The sequence below is a fragment of the Halopseudomonas yangmingensis genome, from assembly GCF_900114825.1.
GTDB lineage: Bacteria > Pseudomonadota > Gammaproteobacteria > Pseudomonadales > Pseudomonadaceae > Halopseudomonas > Halopseudomonas yangmingensis.
The window spans coordinates 137120-153518 of sequence record NZ_FOUI01000006.1; the positions used below are offsets into that span (position 1 = coordinate 137120).

The following is a 16399-nucleotide window of genomic DNA, read 5'->3' on the forward strand; positions in this document are numbered from 1 at the left end:
GGGGGGTGGGAGGTTTGAAATATTTGGAAAAATTTTACCTAGAATGCGCCTGCGACAGTCTGTCGCGCAATGGGGTGGACTGTAAAAATTTGTAGGTATGGACCTGCAGCTGAAAGGCTGGCTGCCGCTGTTCCAGGCGGGCGATGCGCGGCGAAGTTTTTGATATCAGAGCGGGAACAGCAGCGGCACCAGCACAATGCTGACCAGCAGTATCAGCAAGGTAAAGGGCACGCCAATGCGCAGGAAGTCGGTGAACCGGTAGCCGCCGGGATCCAGTACCAGTGTGTTGACCGGAGAGGAAACCGGGGTCATGAAGGCTGCCGAGGCGGCCAGGGCCACGACCATGGCAAAGGGGTAGGGGGAGGCACCCACCGCCTGCGCAGTCGCTACCGCCACCGGCGCCATCAATACGGCGGTGGCGGTGTTGGAAATGAACAGGCCGATCAGTGCGGTGGCGATAAACAAGGCGGCCAGCAGCGCACGCGGGCCAGCCTCGCCGAAGCTGTCCAGCAACAGGCCTACTGCCAGATCGATACCGCCGGTTTCCTCAAGCGCCAGGGCAAAGGGCAGCATGCCGATGATCAACAGCAGACTGGGTCAGTGGATCGCCTTGTAGGCTGAATCCATGCTGATACAGCCGAACAGGCCCATCAGCAGACAGCCGATCAGTACGGCCATCAGGTTGGGTACCAGTCCGCTGACCATCAGGGCGACCATCACGCCCAGACTGAGCAGGGCAAAGGGTGCCCGGTCCCTGGCAGGCGCCACCTCATCGATTTCTGCCGGCAGGTTGAACAGCATGAAGTCGCGACTTTGCCCATACAGCTTGTTGATATTTTCCCAGCTGCCGGCCACCAGCAGGGTGTCGGCGGCCTTCAGCGGCTCGTCCACCAGCAGGCCGGGCAAGGCTTTGCCCTGACGCCGCAGGCCGACCACATTGAGACGGTAGCGGCTACGAAAGCCGAGCTCCTGAATGGTCTTGCCGGGCAGGGTGGACTCCGGTGGCAGGGCTACCTCGGCCAGGCCCATCTGCGGGGCATGAATGCGGTAATAGGAAATCGGTAACGGGCGTTGTTCCAGTCCCAGCTCCTGATAGGCGCCCGCCAGAGCAATGGCCGGGCTGGCCAGGTCAACCAGCAGGGTGTCTCCGGCGCGTATCTGGCTGTGACGGGTGGCCAGCTCCAGCACCCGGCGAAACTTGCGTGGCCGCTCAATGGCAATCACGTTAATGCCGTATTGCTGACGCAACGCCAGTTCGTCCAGTGGGCGGTTGGCAACCGGGGAATGGGGCAGTACCAGCAGGCGGCGCTCGCGGTCGGTCAGTCCGTAGGCGTCGGCCAGCTCCGACAGGCTGTTGCGGGTAGTATCCTGGTTGGCTTGCTTGTTACCGCCCAGCCAGCGGCGTACCAGCAGCATGTAGATGATTCCCAGTGCCAGTAGCAACAGGCCAATCGGGGTGAAGCTGAAAAAGCCGAAGCCCTGCAGACCATTGCGAACCAGTTCGGCGCTGACGACCAGATTGGGTGGTGTGGCAACCAGCGTCAGGGTGCCGCCGATCAACGCAGCAAAGCTCAGCGGCATCAGCAGGGTGGCCGGTGAGATTTTCAGGCGCTTGGCGATGGTCAGTACGATGGGGATGAAGATGGCGACCACACCGGTAGAACTCATGATCGAGCTGAGCAGAGCGACTGACACCATGAGAAATACCAGCAGGCGTACTTCGCTGGTGGCCGCGTGCTTGACGATCAGATCGCCCAGTTGATAGGCAATGCCGGTGCGGACCAGGCCATGGCCGATGACGAACAGGCTGGCGATCAGCAATACGGCGGGGTTGCTGAAGCCGGCGACACTCTGTTCCAGGCTGAGGATGCCGGCCAGTGGCAGGCCAATGATCACCAGCAGGGCAACCACATCCATACGTGGTCGCCCCCAGATAAACAGGCCCATGCTGACAGCCAGCATGAGCAGCACAAGCGCCAGTTCCGGGTTCATGCGCGCAGTCTAGCGCAGATTGCCTAGAGTCCGGCGATATGTGCGCGCTGCTCGCTGAGCTGTGTCAGGGCTTTCTCGGCCTCGTCCAGCTTGGCGCGTTCCTTGTCGATCACCGCTGGCGGGGCCTTGTCGACAAAGCCGGGGTTGCCGAGCTTGCCGCCAATGCGCTGGACTTCGCCTTGCAGACGGGCAATTTCCTTGTCCAGACGCGCCAGCTCGGCGGTCTTGTCGATCAGCCCGGCCATCGGCACCAGCACCTCCAGCTCACCGACCAGCGCAGTGGCGGCCAGCGGCGCTTCCTCGCCGTCGGCTAGCACGCGGATGCTGTCGAGCTTGGCCAGTTTCTTCAGGAACGCCTCATTGTCCTGCAGACGGCGCTGATCCTCGCTGCCGGCCTTGCGCAGCAATACCTCCAGCGCCTTGCCCGGCGCGACGTTCATCTCGCCACGGATATTGCGCACGCCCAGAATCATCGCCTTGAGCCACTCGATATCACCTTCGGCAGCGGCATCGATACGGCTGTCATCGGTTTCCGGCCACGGCTGCAGCATGATGGTCGGGCCGCTCTTGCCAGCCAGCGGAGCGATCTTCTGCCAGATTTCCTCGGTGATAAAGGGCATGAAGGGATGCGCCAGACGCAGCGCCGCTTCCAGTACCCGCACCAAGGTGCGGCGGGTGCCGCGCTGGCGCTCGGCCGGTGCGTTGTCGTCCCACAGCACCGGTTTGGACAGCTCCAGATACCAGTCGCAGTACTGGTTCCAGATAAACTCGTAGAGTGCGGTGGCGGCCAGGTCAAAGCGGAACTGATCCAGTTGGCGGGTCACTTCGGCCTCGGTGCGCTGCAACTGCGAGATGATCCAGCGATCGGCCAGCGTCAGCTCCACCTGCTCTCCGGCTGTACCACAGTCCTTGTCCTCGCACTGCATCATCACATAGCGCGCGGCGTTCCAGATCTTGTTGCAGAAGTTGCGGTAGCCCTCAACCCGGCCCATATCGAACTTGATATCGCGTCCGGTGGAGGCCAGCGAGCAGTTGGTAAAGCGCAGCGCGTCGGTGCCGTAGGCGGCGATGCCGTCGGGGAATTCGGCGCGGGTCTGCTTTTCGATCTTTTCTGCCAGCTTGGGCTGCATCATGCCGCTGGTGCGTTTCTGTACCAGGGATTCCAGATCGATACCGTCGATGATATCCAGCGGGTCGAGCACGTTGCCCTTGGACTTGGACATCTTCTGGCCCTGGCCATCGCGCACCAGACCGTGCACATAGACGGTCTTGAACGGAATCTGCGCGCTGCCATCGTCATGCTTCATCAGGTGCATGGTCAGCATGATCATGCGCGCGACCCAGAAGAAGATGATGTCGAAGCCGGTAACCAGCACATCGGTGGGGTGGAAGGTTTTCAACGCTTCAGTCTGTTCCGGCCAGCCGAGGGTGGAGAAGGTCCACAGGCCGGAGCTGAACCAGGTATCCAGCACATCGTCGTCCTGGCGCAGGGGGGCATCGCCCAGACTGTGCCTGGCACGGACTTCCGCCTCGTCACGGCCGACGTAGACATTGCCGGCTTCGTCATACCAGGCCGGAATGCGGTGGCCCCACCAGAGCTGGCGCGAGATGCACCAGTCCTGAATGTCGCGCATCCAGCTGAAATACATGTTTTCGTACTGCTTGGGTACGAACTGGATACGGCCGTCTTCCACGGCGGCAATCGCCTGTTCGGCCAGCGGTTTGGTCGAGACGTACCACTGGTCGGTCAGCCAGGGCTCGATCACCACGCCGGAGCGGTCGCCCTTGGGTACCTTGAGTGCGTGGGGTTCGATCTTTTCCAGCAGGCCGGCGGCCTCGAAGTCGGCGACGATCTGCTTGCGCGCCGCGAAGCGGTCCAGCCCGGCATAGGTGGCCGGCAGGCTGGTGTCCAGCTCGCTGTTGACGCTGCCGTCGATATTGAATACCTGGGCGCTGGCGAGAATCGCGGCGTCCTTGTCCAGCACGTTGATCAGCGGCAGGGCGTGGCGCTTGCCGACCTCGTAGTCATTGAAGTCATGCGCCGGGGTGATCTTCACGCAGCCGGTACCGAACTCCGGATCACAGTAGTCATCAGCGATGATCGGGATGCGCCGACCGACCAGCGGCAGCTCAACAAACTTGCCGATCAGCGCCTGATAGCGCTCGTCGTTCGGGTTCACCGCCACGGCGCTGTCGCCCAGCATGGTTTCCGGACGGGTGGTGGCGACCACCAGGTAGTCCTTGCCCTCGGCGGTGGTGGCGCCGTCGGCCAGCGGGTAGCGCAGGTTCCACAGCGAGCCGGTCTCGTCGTGGTTTTCCACTTCCAGGTCGGAGATCGCCGTGTGCAGTTTCGGGTCCCAGTTGACCAGTCGCTTGCCACGATAGATCAGACCGTCTTCGTGCAGGCGCACGAAGGCTTCCTTGACCGCTTCGGACAGGCCCTCGTCCATGGTGAAGCGCTCGCGGCTCCAGTCCACCGAGCTGCCCAGGCGGCGGATCTGCCGGGTGATGGTGCCGCCGGATTCTTCCTTCCATTCCCAGACTTTCTGCAGGAACTTCTCGCGGCCCAGATCATGGCGGCTGACACCCTGCGCACCCAGTTGGCGCTCTACCACCATCTGGGTGGCGATGCCGGCGTGGTCGGTGCCCGGCTGCCACAGGGTGTTGCGACCCTGCATGCGGCGAAAGCGGATCAGCGCATCCATGATCGCATTGTTGAAACCATGGCCCATGTGCAGGCTGCCGGTGACGTTCGGCGGCGGCAGGGCAATGGTGTAGGACGCGCCCGCGCCCTGGGGGGCAAAATAGTTGTTTTGCTCCCAGGTCTGGTACCAGGAGGTTTCAATGGCGTGCGGCTGGTAGGTCTTGTCCATGGGTGTCTGGTGTTCCGAATGGGATGACGGCAGCCATAGCTGCGCAGGAAAACGGGCATTATAACGGTCTGACGGGCTACCGGCACCCGTTGGCAGTGACTGGAGTGTCAGTCGCGTTGCTGGTCGATTTGCTGGTCAATCAGCTGGTCGAGCCGGGTTTTCAGTCGCTGGCGCAGGGCCGCCTCAAGGCTGGGCATCAGTTCGTCAATGACTTCCTGCAGTACCAGTTCGGCTTCATCGCGCAGGCGTCGGCGGATAACACCGCTGCGCAGTTTGACCGGTTCTTCGACCGGGACGGGTTCGTTGCGTGAAGGCGGTGGCGGGGCTATGGGGCCGAGCAGCTGTTCCAGCTGGTGGCGTTCCTCGGCCAGGCGGGCCAGTGAGGCATAGGGCAGGAAGGGGTTTCGTGCTTCCTCGGTGGTGATTCTGGGGTCTGGTGATGGCAGTTGCTCGTCGGCAATCACATCGCGCAGCAAGGGAATGGCTTTGCCCTCCGCTTCATCGAGCAATGAGCGAATGGATTCGAGATCTTCCAGCAGTTGGGACGGGTTTTCCGGGTCCTGGGAATCCATGGGCGTGTCTGTCAGTCGATGGCGTGCTTTTGCGGATCATAGCCTTGTTTGCGGTACTGGCGAAACCGTTCCCGACCGGGGGCCAGGGTGTCTTCATGGTTGTGCAGTATTTCCGCCAGGCTGGCGTAGTCAGCGGCGTTGAACGCCATGCTGTCGGTCAGGTTGATCAGCAGGTCGCAACGCCCGGCGGTCGGCACATTCCAGCCGCAGATGACGTTTTCCTGCTGCACCTGGTCCTCGCGGGCGTTCGGCATGAACGCGTTCGGCAAGTCCCATAGTTGCTGGTTCAGGGTATGCGCCTGAGCCTGATCCCGGCACAACAGCCAGACCCGCAGGCCCTGTCGCCAGGCCTTCAGCGCCAGACGGCAGGCAAAGGCCTCCCGCGCCTCGGCGGCGGGGGAGGACAGCGTGTAGAAGATGATGCGTGGCATCAGCCTGCCTGATCCAGCAGGTACTGCACCAGCATGGGTACCGGACGGCCGGTGGCGCCCTTGTCCTTTCCTCCACTTACCCAGGCGGTGCCGGCAATATCCAGGTGCGCCCAGGGGTAGGCCTTGGCAAAGCGCGACAGGAAGCAACCGGCGGTAATGGTGCCGGCCTTGGGGCCACCAATGTTGGCCATGTCGGCAAACGGGCTGTCGAGCTGCTCCTGATACTCATCGAACAGTGGCAGTTGCCAGGCACGGTCATCGGCCTGCTTGCCAGCAGCCAGCAGCTTGCCGATCAGTTCCTCGTTGTTGCCCATCAGGCCGGAGACATTGCTGCCCAGCGCCACAATGCAGGCGCCGGTGAGGGTGGCGATATCGACCACGCTGGCCGGCTTGAAGCGCTCGGCGTAGGTCAGCGCGTCACACAGCACCAGACGGCCCTCGGCGTCGGTGTTGAGGATTTCGATGGTCTGGCCGGACATGCTGGTAACAATGTCGCCCGGTTTGGTGGCGGTGCCGCTGGGCATGTTCTCGGCGGCGGCGATCAGCCCGACCAGATTGATCGGCAGCTTCAGGCTGACCACCGCCTTGATCACACCGAATACGGTGGCCGCGCCGCACATGTCGTATTTCATTTCGTCCATGTTCAGGCCGGGCTTGAGGCTGATGCCGCCGGTATCGAAGGTGATGCCCTTGCCGACCAGTACATGCGGCTTGTCCTTGGCCTTGCCGCCCTTGTAGCTGAAGCGGATCAGTTTCGCCGGTTCGGCACTGCCGGCACTGACCGACAACAGCGAGCCCATGCCGAGCTCCTTCATGGCCTTCTCGTCCAGCACTTCCACGTCGAGCTCCGGGTGTGCCTTGGCCAGTGCGCGGGCTTCCTTGGCCAGATAGCTTGGGGTGCAGATATTGCCTGGCAGGTTGCCCAGGTCGCGGGTCAGGCTCATGCCGCTGCTGATGGCGCTGCCGTGGCTGATGGCATGTTCGAGGCTGGTGGTATCGGCCTTGTCGACGCTCCATAACAGGCATTTTTTCAGTTTCGGCGCGTCGGCTTTCTTGCTCTTGAACTGGTCGAAGCGGTACAGGCTGTCGAGCAGGGTTTCCACCAGCAGGCGGCTGCGTGCATACAGGTCGCGGTCCTTGACCGGCAGCTCCGGCAGGGTCAGCAGGGCGTCGCTGGCGGCGCCATCTTTCAGGCAACTGGCGGCTTTTTGTACCAGCTTGCGGAAGGCGCGGTTATCCAATTCGTCGAGCTTGCCACAGCCGAGCAGCAATACCCGCTGCGCGCTGATGCCCGGCAGGCCCAGCAGCAGCAGGCTCTGGCCGGCCTTGCCGGTAATGTCGCCATGTTTGATGGCGGCGGCGATCTGCCCGCCACAGGCCTTGTCCAGTGCGGCTGCGGCACCGCTGAGTTTGCGCGATTCGTCGATCGCTACGACCAGGCAGCCGCTCTTGATGGTTTCCAGTGTGCCGTGCTTGACGTTGAACTCCATGGTACTCCCCAAGACAAATCAGGTGGTTTGGCCGATAATGGCGCCCATCACTCTGCCCGTGGCGACGGGCAGTCTCAATTGCTGCATTCTGGCCCATCTGCGGGGCGGGAGCCAAGGACACACGCGTGATTGTTTTCCGTTATCTGAGCCGTCAGGTGTTATTGACGCTGGCTGCGGTCAGCGGCGTGCTGCTGCTGATCATCATGAGCGGCCGCTTTATCAAATATCTGGCGCAGGCGGCGGCGGGCCAGCTGGATCCGTCGGTGCTGTTTTTGATCATGGGCTACCGGTTGCCGGGCTTCATGTTGCTGATCGTGCCGCTGGGCCTGTTCCTCGGGATTCTGCTGGCCTACGGGCGCATGTACCTTGAGAGTGAAATGACTGTGCTGAGTGCCACCGGCATGAGTGACCGGCGCCTGTTGCTATATACCCAGGGGCCGGCGTTGCTGGTGATGGTGCTGGTGGCCGCTTTGAGTTTCTGGCTGGCCCCCTTGGGTGTGTACCAGACCCAGCAGTTGTTCAATCAGCAGGACGCTGTGACCGAATTCGATACGCTGGCGGCAGGCCGCTTCCAGTCGGTAGGGCGCAGTGCCAGCCGGGTGACCTATGCCGGTGGTTTGTCAGAGGATCGCTCGGAGTTGCATGATGTGTTTATTGCCGAGCGCAGCAATGCGCGCGCCCAGGCCAGTATCGGGGTGCTGCTGGCCGAAGGTGGCCGCCAGCAGATGAATGCCGACGGCAGTCGCTATCTGGTGCTCTACAACGGTTACCGCTACGACGGTCATCCCGGTCATGCCGACTTTCGCCTGGTGCGCTACGACACCTATGGTGTGCTGTTGCCGCAGCCGGAGGCAGCAACCGAAGTGACCGATCGCGAGGCAATGCCAACGCGTGAACTCTTTGGTCAGTCCGACCCGCGCCTGCGTGCCGAGCTGCAGTGGCGGATTGCAATTCCTTTGCTGGTACCCATTGTGGCCTTCTTTGCCGTGCCCCTGGCGCGGGTCAATCCGCGCCAGGGGCGCTTCCTCAAGTTGTTGCCGGCGATTCTGCTGTATATGAGCTATCTGGCCATGCTGATTACCGCGCGCGGCTGGCTCGAGTCAGGGCGCCAGCCGGACTGGCTTGGATTGTGGTGGGTGCATGCCGTGTTCCTGATGGCCGGTGTGCTGCTCAATTGGCAGGCGCTCAGGCCTCTGCGTCTGCGGGAGGTGCAGCATGCGTCTGCTTGACGGATACATTGGGCGCAGTGTGCTGCTGACCATCGTGGTGGTGGCACTGATCATTCTTGGCCTGGATCTGCTGTTTGCCTTTATCAACGAGCTGGACGGGCTCAAGGGGCAGTATGGAGCCCAGCAGGCGCTGCAATATGTTCTGCTGACGGCGCCGCGCCGCTTCTACGACATGCTGCCGCTGTCGGCGCTGGTGGGTTGTCTGATCGGCCTGGGCGCGCTGGCCAGCCATTCCGAGCTGACCATCATGCGGGCTGCCGGTGTATCCATCCGGCGGATTATCTGGGCGGTAATGAAGCCTTTGCTGGTGCTGATGCTGTGTGGCGGTCTGGTTGGTGAATACCTTGCGCCCTACACTGAAAACATGGCCGAAAGCCGGCGGGCGCTGGCCCAGGGCAGTGGCGAGGCAATCAAGGCTCGGGGTTTGTGGCATCGTGAGGGTAATGATTTTATCCATATCAACGCCATTCAGCCCAATGGTGTGCTGCACGGGGTAACCCGTTACCGGTTCAATGAGCAGCGGCACTTGCTGGAAGCATCCTTTGCCCGCCGGGCTACCGTGCTTGAGTCAGGGTGGGTGGTAGAGGATGTGCAGACCTCGGTGATCGAGGATATGCGCACGGCGCGGGTCGACGAGCACGTGCAACAGCACTGGGATGTCGGGCTGTCTACCGATTTGCTGCGGGTGGTACAGCTGGATCCGGACGTGCTGCCATTGAGCGGGCTATGGCATTACCAGGATTACCTGCAACAGCAGGGGCTGAACAACAGTCTGTACCGGCTGGCATTCTGGAAGAAACTGCTGCAGCCGGCCGCCACAGCGGCGCTGGTGTTTGTGGCGATCTCCTTTATCTTTGGCCCGCTGCGTTCGGTGACCCTGGGTCAGCGGGTGTTTACCGGGGTGCTGGTCGGTTTCGGTTTCCGTATCCTGCAGGACCTGCTGGGCCCCTCCAGTCTGGTGTTCGGTTTTTCTCCGTTGATTGCTGTGCTGGCTCCCTTGCTGGTGTTGCTGGTCATGGGGAGCTGGCTGCTGCGCCGGGCCGGATGACGCCTGTTATCGGTAGTTGCGCTGCCAGACATCGTCGCCCATGGCACTGATCTGATCGTTGATCAGTGCTTCGAATGGGCGTAACAGCCGTTCCCGCTCAAATCCAGGCTCCAGCGTCGCCAGTGCCTCGGCCGCTGCCTCAATGGTCGAGAGTGCGCCTGCTTCGCTGGCCTTGCGCAGCCGGTAACGGCTGGTTGGCGGGTTGTCCAGCAGCACCGCCGGTAATTGCTGCAGCAGCGGATTCACATGCAGCAACTTGCGCGCCTTGCGCCAGGTGCCATCGAGCAGTACCAGCCGTAGTGGGGCCGGGCAACTGCGGCTGTCCAGCGGCTGTGCATCGGGGCGGGGAAACAACAGTCGTGTTTGCCAGTGCGGATCTGTCAGCCACGCCTGCCATTCTGGCGGCAGCTCCTCGCATACCAGCAATTGGGCGTTGTCCAGCCCCAGTGTCAGCAGGCGCGCCGTGTTCAGGGCATGGCGGCTTTCATCGGGGTGCTGGATCACCAGCAGTTGGGTGGCGCTTGGCTGCGGGCTGATCAGTGGGCACAGGCAGTGGCTTGTAGGGCGGTTGCAGTCAGGGCAGCGCGGACGGGGTGTGTTTGCCTGCATCGGCTCAGGGGCGGATTTCAATCAGGGTTCCATCCGGCACCAGCTTCCACAGCTCGCGCATGTCGTCGTTTTGCAACGCGATACAGCCGTTGGTCCAGTCCAGCCCCTTGAAATACCACTCGGGGAATTCCTCATCAATTGGCGTGCCGTGGATCATGATCATGCTGCCGGGGTCGACGCCGCGCTGCATGGCGCTGATGCGGTCCTTCAGATTGGGGTAGTCGATATGGATGCTCAGGTTGAACTGCTCGCTGTGCTGGCGCCAGTCCAGGGTATAAATGCCCTCCGGGGTGCGCTGGTCACCGCGTTGCTGCTTGTGGCCGATCGGTTGACGGCCCAGCGCGATGCGGTAGCTGCGCACCACCTGATCGCCACTGAGTAGTTCCAGCCGCCGTTCGTGCTTGTGTACCAGCACCTTGTCTACCGTCGGCCCGGCAGCTAGTGGCAGGCTGGCAAGCAGTAGCAGAATCAATACCAGTCGGCGGATCATTGCGGCCTCCGTGGTTGCCAGAGAATATCCTGCATGCGTACCGGAAAGGCCTGCTGCTGACGGTCGCTGAAGTAGTGGCGCAGGGTCTTGCCGATGGTCGGGAAGGCCAGCTGCTCCCAGGGGATTTCCTCCTCGTCAAACAGCCGCACTTCCAGGCTTTCCTCGCCGGGACCGAAGTCCAGGTCGCACAGCTCGGCGCGGAAGAACATATAGACCTGATTGATGTGCGGCAGATTGAACAGTGTATAGAGCTGCTGCTCGCGCACCCGTGCCTGGGCCTCTTCCCAGGTTTCACGCAGGGCGGCCTGCTCGATGGTCTCACCATTCTCCATAAAGCCCGCTGGCAGGGTCCAGAAGCCCTGGCGTGGCTCGATCGCGCGGCGGCACAGCAGCACCTGCTGGCGGTACACCGGCAGGCAGCCGGCAACAATGCGCGGGTTCTGGTAGTGCACGGTGTTGCATTGGTCGCAAACGAAACGCGGGCGGTCGTCGCCGACGGGAATGCGCTCGCTGACCGGATGACCGCAGTGGCTGCAGAACTTCATGGGGAAACCTGTGGCTGAATTCCTGCCGGCTATCTTGGTTGGCTTTGCCGGCGACGGCAAGCCTGTAGCCTGTGAACTTCAGATAGGCAGCCAGAGCAGGCAAACAAGGCACTGGGCGCATATACAACGGATCATAAATGCGTCAGGTGTTTCGATAGAATATTGACGCTTGCTCTGTCATATATCTGTCTATGTCAAAAAAGCATTGAGCGTCAAGTGATATTTAATTAATATGTGCGCGCTTATTTAATTGGCGTTAATTTGTCAAACAATAAATATTATCCGATGTCAATTGGTAGGTTGCAGGAATTGTGACGCACTTCACATTCAGGCAATAAAGTTTATTTCGGCATATGGCTGTCAAGCGATATGGCACTGGATTGCATTGAATATTCGTGCCCGGCTGTCATCACGCAAGGCACGGTCAATTGTTGAGGTTTTCCTGGTTTTAAAAGGATCCCGGATCTGATCCCGGAGCAACTGCAAATGGAGCGAAATGCCATGAAATTCCCCAAACCAACACTGCTTGCAACCATTATCAGTACCACTGTCATGAGCGGCATGCTGCACGCAGCCTCTTCGCTGGATATGGTGGTCGTCATTGATGAATCCGGCTCGATGTCCGGTGAGCACAATGCATTTATCGGTACCTACGTACAGAATCTGGACAGACTGCTGAACGAGCAGAATGTCACCCTTAACCAATATGGCCTTGTCGGTTTTGGTGCCAGTACCTGGGGTTCACCCGCTGCCAATGAAGCGGGGCGTGAAAATGGCACTGACCTGTACCGGCATTTCTACCTCGGGCTCGATCCGGATCGGGTTTGGGGTTCCGCCGATGAGTTCCATGCGGTGACGCCGCAGCTTGAAGTCTCTGGCGGCTTCGAGGATGGTTATCGGGCGATTGATTACACGTTCCGCAATTATGATTTTCGCGCTACGGCGGGCTCGGCAATCATGCTGATTACCGACGAAGACCGCGACAATGATACCCGCAACCTGGTAACAGACCATTTGCCTGCTGGCATGTCCTCCATCACCAAGGAGTACATCCAGGACCAACTGGCCCTGCACAAGACAGTAGTGCATGCGGTGGTCCAGCAGCGATTCACTGACAAGGATGGCAATAACGCAATTGCCGTGGTTGGTGCTGATCCGGATACCGGTTTTGCCTATGTGCGTGACGCCAATGGTGTGATCACCAAGGTGCAGGGCTATGTGCTGCAGCCAACCTGGGATACCACCCAGGCTGACTACACCGAGCTGGCACTGGCCAGTGGTGGTACCGCAATGGATATCGACGGGCTGCGCAGCGTCTATACCGATGCGGCCGCCCTCGCGGCACTGAGTGGCGAACTGGCCAAGCTGGTGGCCGATATTGCAGTGGGCCAGGTGCCGGTAATCGGCATTGATTGTGGCGTCGCCCAGGGTGTAGCAGCACAGATCTGCTCGGCCATTGCGTCGTCGAACAATGCAGGCTTGCAACAGATTGGCCAGCAGATCAACTCGCCGGCCCAGTACGGTCAACTGACCCAGTATCAGGTCAATCAGATGCTGCAGAGCGCAGTGTCCAATACCCGCAATGTGCGTCGTGTGGTATTGAACCGTCTGGCGGATATGCGCCGTGCCGGGTTTGCCTCGAATGACATCAATCTGGTGAATTTTGCCAATGCCAATGTCTCCCTGTCACCGGAAATGGTTGAGGCCATGCGCATTGCACGGGGCGGTGCGGCCTCGGCTGATCAGGGTGATGCCGGCTTCTTTATCCGTGGTATCTATACCCGTGGTGACTACGACTCCACCGCTGTCGCCAATGGCTATGAAAGCACCACCTATACCTTTGTTGCCGGTATCGACAAGTACCTGAGTGACGCAGCCCAGGTTGGTGCGGCAATCAGTTATGCGACTACCGATTCGGATTTCTCCCGGGTTGCAGGCGGTACCGAAGCCAAGACCTATGGTCTGACCGCATACGGTTCCTACCAGTTGGCACCTGAGTTGTTCCTGGAAGGTAGTGCCGGCTACAGCCGCGCCGATTTTGATACCAGCCGCGACACTGGCTTTGGCATTGTCAAGGGCGATACCAAGGGCGATATCTGGAATGTCTCAGTGGGCGCTCTGAAAAATATCCAGGCCGGTAGTGTGTTGCTGCAACCCTTTGCCTACTTGCATTACACCGATGTAACCATCAATGGCTTCACCGAACAGGGCGGCGCTGCCGCGCTGCGCGTTGGCTCCAGCAATATGGACTCGCTGGTCTCCGAGCTGGGTGTAACTAGCGCCATACAACTGACCGACAGCCTGACCGCTGACCTGCGTCTGGCCTGGGAGCATGAGTTCAACAACTCAGGAACATCCATTGCTTCCTCCTTCGTCAGTGCCCCCGGCAACGTGTTCCGCAGCCGGACGCCTTCGCAAACCGCTGACTACGGACGTGTCGGACTGGGCCTGACCAAGGGTCTGGGTCAAAACAGAAGCCTGGCGCTGCGCGGCGAAACCCTGGTCGGACACAACCGCTATGACGAGTACTCGCTGGAAATCCGCTATCGCCAGGCCTTCTGAGTGATAGCTGTCAATCACGCCTGATGTACAGGAAATTGACGCTGACCTGCGGGTCATCAGCCAGTCTGGTGACTCGCAGCATTGTTGCAATCGGCATGCTTGTCATGCTCGGTTGTGCCAGTGGTACGCAATCCCTTGCGCAACGAATAGACGATGACGTTACCGGCGCTGTCGCCCTGACATTGCCGGCCGGCGACTTTGTCCTGCAGGCGGTTGAGCGTTCCGGAGCCGGTGAGGAAGCCTGGGTATTTATTGAAGGTGATGGCCGCCCCTGGCGTGCTGGCGGGCAAGTCATTGCCGAAAACCCGACGCCGCAGAAAACCCCGATGCTGGACTGGATGCTGCAGACACAGGGTCCATCACTGTATCTGGGGCGCCCCTGTTACCACCAGCCGCGCATTGAGAAGCCATGTAATCCACTGCTGTGGACCTACCTTCGCTATTCCGAGACGGTGGTCGCGGCGATGCAAACAGCCTTGTCAGCCTGGCTGGAGAGCCAGCCGCAGGTGAGCAGGGTCACGCTGGTTGGCCATTCCGGGGGAGGGGTGCTGGCGTTGCTGCTGGCGGAGCGCATGCCGAGCGCACACAGGGTTATAGCCATGGCTGCGCCGCTGGACATTGACCGCTGGGCTGACTTGCATGGCTATGGCCGCCTGGTTGGCTCAATCAACCCCGCGCAGCTGAATCAGTGGCGCGGCGATACAAGGCGTTATCTGTTGTTCGGACAGGATGATGCACAGGTGCCTGCCTCCGCATTTCAGCAGGTGGCCAGGGATATTCCGGGTGCCCGGGTAATGCTGCTTGAGGGCGCTCGACATGATTGTTGCACAGCCTATATCTGTGCGCTTTTGGGACCAGGAAAGGGAAATGATCCGACCAGTATTGATAGCGGGATGTCTGCTGTGCTTCAGCACTATTCAGGTGCATGCCCAGGCGTTGCCCGGTGACAGGGACCTGATACGAGAGCGTCAGGAGCGCGTGCTGGAGGAGCAAAGGCGGCGATTGCAAGAATTGCAACAACTGCCCGGCGAGTCGCCGGCCCTGCCATTACAGGAAAGTGAGGCTGAGGCGCGTTGCTTTGATATTCAGCGTATCAGCCTGACCGGCGCCAGTCTGATAGCCCAGGAAGATCAGGACAGATTGCTGGCCCCCTTTGTCGGTCGCTGCCTTGGCAGCGCCGACCTGAACAACGTGCTCAAGACGATTACAGGCTTTTATCTGGATCGTGGCTATGTGACCTCGCGCGCCTACCTGCCACAGCAGGATATCAGTGACGGCGACCTCGAAGTGCTGGTTATTGAAGGATACCTTGAGGGTCTCGACAGTTCTGAACTGGCCACTGACAGAGAGCTGGGCATGAGCTTTCCCGGACGGGAAGGTGCGCTTCTGAGTCTCCGTGAGCTTGAGCAACTGGTAGATCAACTGGGACGTTTGCCGTCCCGCCAGGTCCAGCTTGAATTGTTGCCGGGCGAACAGCCCGGAGGCAGCCGGGTACGCCTGCAAGGGCAGCGCAGCAAGGCCTGGCGGGCATCGCTTGCCCGGCACAATGACGGTCAGCAGAGCACCGGCGAACAACAGTGGGGCGTCGGTCTGGACTGGGACAGCCCGCTGGGACTGGCAGATCAGTTGCGCTTGCGCGCAAACAAGGATGCCGTCAGTGATCATTGGCGGCATTCCGCAAGCCAGAGCCTGAACTATGGCATTCCATTCGGCTGGTGGAACCTGGGATACAGCTACAGCCAGAGTTACTACCGTACCCGGGCCAGCACGGCAGGCCTGACGTATCACAGTAACGGTGAGAGCAAGCGCCATCAGCTTGATGCCGAGCGAGTCCTGCACCGGGACAGTCTGGGCAAAACGGCAGTCAAGTTGGGACTGGGGCACTTACGCACACGCAATTATCTGGAAAATGTATTGCTTGGCAGCTCGAGTCATCGACTCAGTGAGTTTCAGCTGGGTGCTAACCATGGGCGCAGAATAGGCAACGCCTTCGCCAATATCGATTTTGGCTGGCAACGGGGCATCGGGGCCTTTGATGCCCAAACGAATGGCAGTCCACAGGGTAGCCAGCCGGTTGCCCGTTACGACAAATACAGCCTGACGGCCAGTTATCTACAGCCATTCACCCTGGGTAATCAGCAATTCAGTCTGGATAGTCTGGTCAGTGGGCAGCACAGTGATGATGTGCTGTTCGGGCCGCAGCGCATTAGCTTGGGTGGTCTTGCCTCAATAAGGGGGTTCAAGGATCAGTCGTTGAGCGGTGACAGCGGCTTCTATTGGCGTAGCAACCTGCGCTGGCGCAAGGCCGTCAGCAACCCATGGCTGCACGAGCTGGGTATTGCCCTGGGTTATGACATCGGCGCTATCAGCGGAACCCGCTACAACGCCAGCCAGCATGGTCGCATGAGTGGCAATGCTTTGGAATTCTCAGCCCGAGGACGACATGCAGCGGCCAGTGTCACTCTGGCCCGATCCCTGTCGCGACCGGATGTGATTGACCGTGGTGAAAGCCCGGTTTACTTCCGTTTTGACCTGTTTTTCTGATTTGTGACCAAGGA

General features: G+C 60.5%; 12 protein-coding genes and 1 pseudogene. 5 read left to right on the top strand and 8 right to left on the bottom strand.

Going from position 1 to position 16399, the window contains the following annotated elements; all coding sequences use genetic code 11:
• Nucleotides 1-165: 165 nt before the first annotated feature.
• The 5 genes and pseudogenes from BMZ23_RS07865 to BMZ23_RS07885 form a co-directional block, all read right to left on the bottom strand.
• Nucleotides 166-1992: pseudogene (locus BMZ23_RS07865) on the bottom strand (SLC13 family permease).
• A gap of 23 nt (nt 1993-2015) precedes the next feature.
• Nucleotides 2016-4865, bottom strand: a complete 2850-nt coding sequence (locus BMZ23_RS07870) for a valine--tRNA ligase (RefSeq protein WP_093475096.1) — start codon at nt 4863-4865, stop codon at nt 2016-2018.
• A gap of 107 nt (nt 4866-4972) precedes the next feature.
• Entirely contained in the window at nt 4973-5437 is a 465-nt protein-coding gene (locus BMZ23_RS07875) for a hypothetical protein (protein WP_093475099.1), read from the bottom strand.
• Nucleotides 5438-5448: 11 nt separating this feature from the next.
• Nucleotides 5449-5868 (bottom strand): DNA polymerase III subunit chi, encoded by a 420-nt coding sequence (locus tag BMZ23_RS07880; protein ID WP_093475102.1) that lies wholly within the window; start codon nt 5866-5868, stop codon nt 5449-5451.
• A complete protein-coding gene (locus BMZ23_RS07885) occupies nt 5868-7358 on the bottom strand; it encodes a leucyl aminopeptidase (RefSeq protein WP_093475105.1) in 1491 nt (496 codons plus the stop codon). The genes BMZ23_RS07880 and BMZ23_RS07885 overlap by 1 nt, the downstream gene beginning before the upstream one ends.
• Before the next feature lie 125 nt (nt 7359-7483).
• Here BMZ23_RS07885 and lptF point away from each other — a divergent pair, with 125 nt between their 5' ends.
• Together lptF and lptG are read left to right on the top strand one after the other, a co-directional pair.
• Nucleotides 7484-8587 carry an LPS export ABC transporter permease LptF gene (gene lptF / locus BMZ23_RS07890; RefSeq protein ID WP_093475108.1) on the top strand — a complete coding sequence of 368 codons (1104 nt, stop codon included), beginning with the start codon at nt 7484-7486 and terminating at the stop codon, nt 8585-8587.
• Nucleotides 8574-9635 carry an LPS export ABC transporter permease LptG gene (lptG, locus tag BMZ23_RS07895; RefSeq protein ID WP_093475111.1) on the top strand — a complete coding sequence of 354 codons (1062 nt, stop codon included), beginning with the start codon at nt 8574-8576 and terminating at the stop codon, nt 9633-9635. Before lptF ends, lptG begins: the two co-directional genes overlap by 14 nt.
• Before the next feature lie 6 nt (nt 9636-9641).
• On the opposite strand, the gene BMZ23_RS07900 is transcribed toward lptG, so the two are convergent.
• Genes BMZ23_RS07900 through BMZ23_RS07910 form a run of 3 tightly spaced genes read right to left on the bottom strand, consistent with a single transcriptional unit; the run spans nt 9642 to nt 11279 of the window.
• Entirely contained in the window at nt 9642-10244 is a 603-nt protein-coding gene (locus tag BMZ23_RS07900) for a tRNA-uridine aminocarboxypropyltransferase (protein ID WP_093475114.1), read from the bottom strand.
• 4 nt (nt 10245-10248) lie between these two features.
• A complete protein-coding gene (locus BMZ23_RS07905) occupies nt 10249-10734 on the bottom strand; it encodes a L,D-transpeptidase family protein (RefSeq protein ID WP_093475117.1) in 486 nt (161 codons plus the stop codon).
• Complete coding sequence (locus BMZ23_RS07910; RefSeq protein ID WP_093475120.1) at nt 10731-11279, bottom strand: NUDIX hydrolase; 549 nt, start codon at nt 11277-11279, stop codon at nt 10731-10733. Before BMZ23_RS07910 ends, BMZ23_RS07905 begins: the two co-directional genes overlap by 4 nt.
• 501 nt (nt 11280-11780) lie before the next feature.
• Here BMZ23_RS07910 and BMZ23_RS07915 point away from each other — a divergent pair.
• The 3 genes from BMZ23_RS07915 to BMZ23_RS07925 all read left to right on the top strand — a co-directional run bounded on the left by BMZ23_RS07915 (nt 11781) and on the right by BMZ23_RS07925 (nt 16385).
• Nucleotides 11781-13841 (top strand): autotransporter outer membrane beta-barrel domain-containing protein, encoded by a 2061-nt coding sequence (locus tag BMZ23_RS07915; protein WP_177197245.1) that lies wholly within the window; start codon nt 11781-11783, stop codon nt 13839-13841.
• 95 nt (nt 13842-13936) lie between these two features.
• Nucleotides 13937-14788 (top strand): alpha/beta fold hydrolase, encoded by an 852-nt coding sequence (locus BMZ23_RS07920; RefSeq protein ID WP_218143578.1) that lies wholly within the window; start codon nt 13937-13939, stop codon nt 14786-14788.
• Nucleotides 14709-16385, top strand: coding sequence for a ShlB/FhaC/HecB family hemolysin secretion/activation protein (locus BMZ23_RS07925; protein WP_093475130.1), 1677 nt, complete (start codon nt 14709-14711; stop codon nt 16383-16385). The genes BMZ23_RS07920 and BMZ23_RS07925 overlap by 80 nt, the downstream gene beginning before the upstream one ends.
• Nucleotides 16386-16399: the final 14 nt, after the last annotated feature.

Bases quoted from the DNA above. Each gene is read 5' to 3' on its own strand.
- BMZ23_RS07875 (WP_093475099.1), bottom strand. From the start codon at position 5,437: ATGGATTCCCAGGACCCGGAAAACCCGTCCCAACTGCTGGAAGATCTC.
- BMZ23_RS07910 (WP_093475120.1), bottom strand. From the start codon at position 11,279: ATGAAGTTCTGCAGCCACTGCGGTCATCCGGTCAGCGAGCGCATTCCC.
- BMZ23_RS07925 (WP_093475130.1), top strand. From the start codon at position 14,709: ATGATCCGACCAGTATTGATAGCGGGATGTCTGCTGTGCTTCAGCACT.
- BMZ23_RS07915 (WP_177197245.1), top strand. From the start codon at position 11,781: ATGAAATTCCCCAAACCAACACTGCTTGCAACCATTATCAGTACCACT.
- BMZ23_RS07920 (WP_218143578.1), top strand. From the start codon at position 13,937: ATGCTTGTCATGCTCGGTTGTGCCAGTGGTACGCAATCCCTTGCGCAA.
- BMZ23_RS07880 (WP_093475102.1), bottom strand. From the start codon at position 5,868: ATGCCACGCATCATCTTCTACACGCTGTCCTCCCCCGCCGCCGAGGCG.
- lptG (WP_093475111.1), top strand. From the start codon at position 8,574: ATGCGTCTGCTTGACGGATACATTGGGCGCAGTGTGCTGCTGACCATC.
- BMZ23_RS07870 (WP_093475096.1), bottom strand. From the start codon at position 4,865: ATGGACAAGACCTACCAGCCGCACGCCATTGAAACCTCCTGGTACCAG.
- BMZ23_RS07900 (WP_093475114.1), bottom strand. From the start codon at position 10,244: ATGCAGGCAAACACACCCCGTCCGCGCTGCCCTGACTGCAACCGCCCT.
- BMZ23_RS07905 (WP_093475117.1), bottom strand. From the start codon at position 10,734: ATGATCCGCCGACTGGTATTGATTCTGCTACTGCTTGCCAGCCTGCCA.
- BMZ23_RS07885 (WP_093475105.1), bottom strand. From the start codon at position 7,358: ATGGAGTTCAACGTCAAGCACGGCACACTGGAAACCATCAAGAGCGGC.